At 65.5% G+C, this 4,728-nt stretch carries 1 protein-coding gene; it reads left to right on the forward strand.

The features are described 5' to 3' along the window. Positions 1-1,099: 1,099 nt before the first annotated feature. Positions 1,100-4,728, forward strand: a 3,629-nt coding sequence (locus AB0J67_RS39205) for a hypothetical protein (protein WP_363490576.1), incomplete at its 3' end; no start/stop codon positions are given.

Here is a 4,728-nt window from a genome sequence, read left to right on the forward strand (position 1 = left end):
AGATCCATGTACGGCAGGGCCAACTTCGCGCTACTGCGGCACCGCATCCTGCTCAACGCCTGAGCGCGACGTCCACAAGATCTTCGCCAGAGCCAGAACTGCTGTCCGCCCTCCACAAGAGGTCGGGCCGCTACCAAACCCGGTGCAGTTCACCGGCATATCGGGGGAACATCACCGCCGGTCAGGCCCGCAAACGCTGGGTCACCCGCTGGAAACCAGCCCTCAACGCCTTCGAGATCACCTTCGAAGGACGCCTATCCGCAGGCCGCAAGTAATCCTCACCAACCGGCTTACACCGTTAGCTGGGCTCTGGCTCGAATTCGGTGGTGACAGTGGGTAGCAACGATGCGACCATGCGGAAACAGATACGTGAGCTGGGCGCATTGGCCACGAGTCTTCCTGGCCGCCGGTGACGGTGCTTTCGACGGCCGGGAACCGGACCTGCAAGAGCTGGCGTTACGCACGGTCACCACCGGATTTGAGCCAGAGCCGTTAGCTGCACAGACCCACCATTAGCTGCACAGACCCCGGCTTGTGCTGATACATGGCCGACTGCGTCTTTGTAGCCGAAGGAGGTAACGATCGGGTGGGGATCCAAAAGGCTCATGTGTCCGTACCTACTGAGCCAGGACCTGTTTTTCTGTGGTCTGTTGCCTTGGTTTCGGATATTGATTGTGAGGTTGGTATGGCTGGATTACCCCTTTTGGGGGCTGGTCCCGGTGCTGTTGGTCGTGCCCGTGGTTCGGGTGTTGTGGCTGGTGGTTGGGGGCGTGTGTTGGCGCGGGGCACTGCGGGGTTTGCGGTGTCGTTGTTGGCGGGGTCGTTGTTGGCGGTGTTGCCGGGGTCGCCGGCGGCTGCGGAGGCGACGCGTGCGGGTAACGGCGCGGATTTGATGGGGGCTGCTGCGGCGGCTGGTGGGGGGTCGTCGGGTTCGGGGCGTGGGTCTCGGAGCGGTGATTTTGCGACGGGGTATCCGTTTGCGGTGCCGGCTGGTCGGGAGGGGATGGCCCCTTCGGTGGGGTTGTCGTATTCGTCGGATGGGTCGGTTCAGGGTGGGTTGGCGGCGGGTTGGTCGTTGTCTGCCGGTGGTGCGATCACGGTGGACGGTTCGGCGGGGACGGTGCGTCCGGAGTGGCCGCAGGGTGGTTCGGCGGCGGCGCCGCGCAATTTCCGTGATCCGCAGGGTCGTGCGTTGGTGAAGGATGAGTCGCTGCCGGTGGTGACCGCGGGGGCGGTGGGCTATCGGGCGGTCGGTGTCAATCTGTCGACGCGGTTTGAGTATCTGGGTGCGACGTCGCTGCCGTGGTGGTGGTTGGCGAAGCATTCCGATGGCACGACGTCGTATTTCGGGGACAAGGGCGATCATCCGTATTCGTTTGCGCCGTTGGTGCGGGTGAGTGAGCCGAACGGTTTCGATGATCCGGCGGAGTTGAAGTACACGTATGCGACTGTGGGGCGGACGACTGCGGCGCCGACGGGCAGCCAGCCGCGGGAGTTTGTGCTGACCGCGATCGACTACGAGACGCAGTCGTCGGAGCAGGCGTATGCGCGGGTGGAGTTCAGTTGGGCGGATCCGGCGTTCTGTGGGAGCCCGGCCACCATGCCGGCGGTCGGGTCGCGGCTGGATTACCGGCTGGGGTTTGCGCGTCTGTCCGGGACGCGGAAGCTGACGCAGGTCACGACGAAGACGAAGAAGACGGTCGGCAGCGGTTTCGACACCCGTAGTGTGTATGCGCTGGGGTATAACGCGGCGACGGAGAGTTGTACCGGGTCGGAGGCGGTGGAGCGGGGCGCGCCGTATCGGGAGCTTGCCAGTGTGCAGCACACGGTGTATCGGCCGGGTGTGGCGGGGCAGGACGGGCCTGTGGAGACGGTGTTGCCGCCGACGAGGTTCACCTACGGCAAGGCGGCTTCGTACGCCAAGGACGCTCATTACGGTCCGGCGGTGCCGTTGAAGGCTGATCTGCCCAGCGGGCCGGATGTGCCGGTGTTGCTGCCGGAGTCGGTGGACACCAACCAGTTCTTCCACCGCGATCCGAGTGATGCGAATGCGTTCCGGTTCACGCCGGTGGCGCCGGTGGCGACCTGCCCGGATCCGTTGTGTCCGATCCCGGCGGGGTCGACGGACCTGCGTACTGACAGTAAGTCGTGGATGCTGGCGACTGGGCAGGCGACCGGGGAGAGCGTGGCCCGGCTGTATGTCGACATCGACGGTGATAATCGTGTTGATCTGCTGGAGCGGCAGGGCGGTCTGCCGAAGCTGGCCGCTGCCGCGCCGCAGACGGGCGGCTGCACCGTTGACGTGTATCTGAACACGGGTACCAAGTTCGTCAAGCAGACCGGTGCTGATGCGGCCACCAGTAAGTTCAAGGCCTTCAGCCTGCGTAAGGCGATGGGCGACATCCCGGTCGGGTCCGGTGTGCCCGAGTCTGGGGCGGGTGAGCTGTTGTGTTCTCTGTCGCGGTCGTTGAGCAAGGACGCCTCGGGCGGTCTGCGTGGGGATGCGGGCACTGCGTGCACGGCTGACAACGCTTGGCTGGCGCCGGCGTCGTGGGGGTCGATGCAGCAGGCCAAGCACGCCTTCATGGACATGGACGGCGACGGCCGGCCGGAGCTGGTCACGCAGACGATCGCGTCGGTGGACTGCCCGTACGCCAGTACCCAGGGTATTCCCGCGCCGACGTATCGGCCCTCGTTGTCGGAGGAGTTCGGCAACCCGGATCCGCACTGGCGTTATGAGTACGTCGACGCCACTGTCAATCCGAATGTGCCCGAGGGTGGGGAAGGCGAGCCGGTACGGGCGATCACCAAGCGGCAGAGGTACCTGTGGGTGTATCGCAACACCGGTAGTGGGTTCGCGGCCACGCCGACCCGCGTCCAGGTGCCCAACCCGACGGAACAGGCGGGCCCGAATCTGGTAGCGCCCGGCGCTAGCGTGATGGGCGGGTTCTTCGCCCCGAACGGTGGTAGAAACGCCGAGGCCACGCTCAGTGATGTCAACGGTGACGGTTACCAGGATGTGGTGTATGAGTCCGGCGATCACTCTGCCGGGCGTAGCCGAGTGAGTCTGGGCTCACCGGGCGGCTCGTTCAAGCAGCCGTTTCAGCTGCCGGATGGCGACCAGAATCTGCATCTGGGGCAGCTGCGGTCCCGGATCGAGCGGGTTACCGACCCGAATGGTCCGACCGACCCTGCGTTGGACAACGCTGGTGCCTACACCGGGTATCTGCGCGAAGGCCTCGGTCCGGACATCAACGCCGACGGGCTGCCCGACAAGGTGGAGGTGCAGTGGGAAGGCGCGCCATTCGATTTCGACCCGAACGGCACCCGGGTGAACTTCAACACCGGGTACGGGTTCGCCACCGCCGCGGATGACGGTGAGGTGATGTTCGGCGAGGACGGCGACAACGGCGCCGGCTCGGACACCAATTTCCTGGACTCTTTCCGCGCGCCGGACCTCACCGGCAAGAACTGGCAGCACTATCCGCCTCTGACGGAGCGGTCCGGTAAGACCCGGATGCTGGACATGGACCACGACGGGTTGCCCGATCTGTTGTTCTACGACCGGGAGGCGGGCCGTGCGAAGCTGTATGCGGGTGGTGGCCGTCAGTGGGTGAGTTCGCATGACGCCGACACCAGCGTCGCCCAGCATCTGGCTGGGGTGATCAAGGGGTTCGGCACCACCTACGGTGGCACCACGCAGGAGTTCGACGACCGGGCGGATTACCGGTATGCGGCCATTCATCAGGCTGTCGACGTCAACGCCGACGGGCTGCTGGATCTGCTGTCCGACCCCGAGGGCGACGGTGTGAGCGTCCGTTATGCCAAGTCGGAGGTGGGTAGTGGTGACACTTTCGCCCCGGCGCGGCTGCTGCGTACCGTCTCCAACGGCACGGGCGGTAAGACGACCGTGTCTTACACCCGTGACGCGGCGGCGGGTAAGTGGTTGGCGACCACCGTCACCGCTGATCCGGGTCACGGCCAGCCGGCGATCACCAGTGAGCACAGCTACATCCGGCCGGTGTTCGTGGCCGACCTGTACGGTCGCAAGGCGTTCCGTGGCTTTGAGGAGACCCACACGCGGCTCAACGCCTCGACCCCCGGCGTGGCCGACGATGTGACGCACGTCACGATGTACAGCTACCAGGTTCAGCCGGGTGGTGTGCCGATCCTGTCGGCTACGGTTTTGGGTCATCTGGTGGACGGGGCCGGTATCGGCAACACCCAGCCGGGTGTGATGTCGATCGTGGAGCCGAGTTACCACCTGCGCAGCCTTCCCGGCGGGTTGGAGATCCCGGGGGCGCGTGCGGATTATCCGACGCGTACGGTGCTGCCGTCGATGACGGTCAGCAGGACGTGCACTGGCACGGGTGGGCAGATCTTCGACGCCTGCCGTGACAACGCCCCGTCGGTGACGTCCGAGACGACGTGGGTGTCCAAGTCGGTCGGTGGCGAGTACGTGATGGAGCTGCCGTCGGTCAGTGAGACCCGGTTCGTCAACGGTGAGGGCAAGGACGAGGTCCGTCGTAGCACGCCGACGTTCAATGTGTACTGGGAGGCGGGCGGGTTCCGTGTCGCGCCTGACAAGACCGTCGACGCGGCGGTCGTGGACGGCACGTACAAGGCTCTGGGCGAGGTCCGTTACACCTATGACACGGTGGACTTCTCCCGGGTGCAGACGGTCACCGTCGATGATGCCGCGGCCGGTGTGCCGGACAAGACCAGCCG

Source organism: Catellatospora sp. NPDC049609 (genome assembly GCF_040675365.1).
Classification (GTDB): Bacteria; Actinomycetota; Actinomycetes; order Mycobacteriales; family Micromonosporaceae; genus Catellatospora.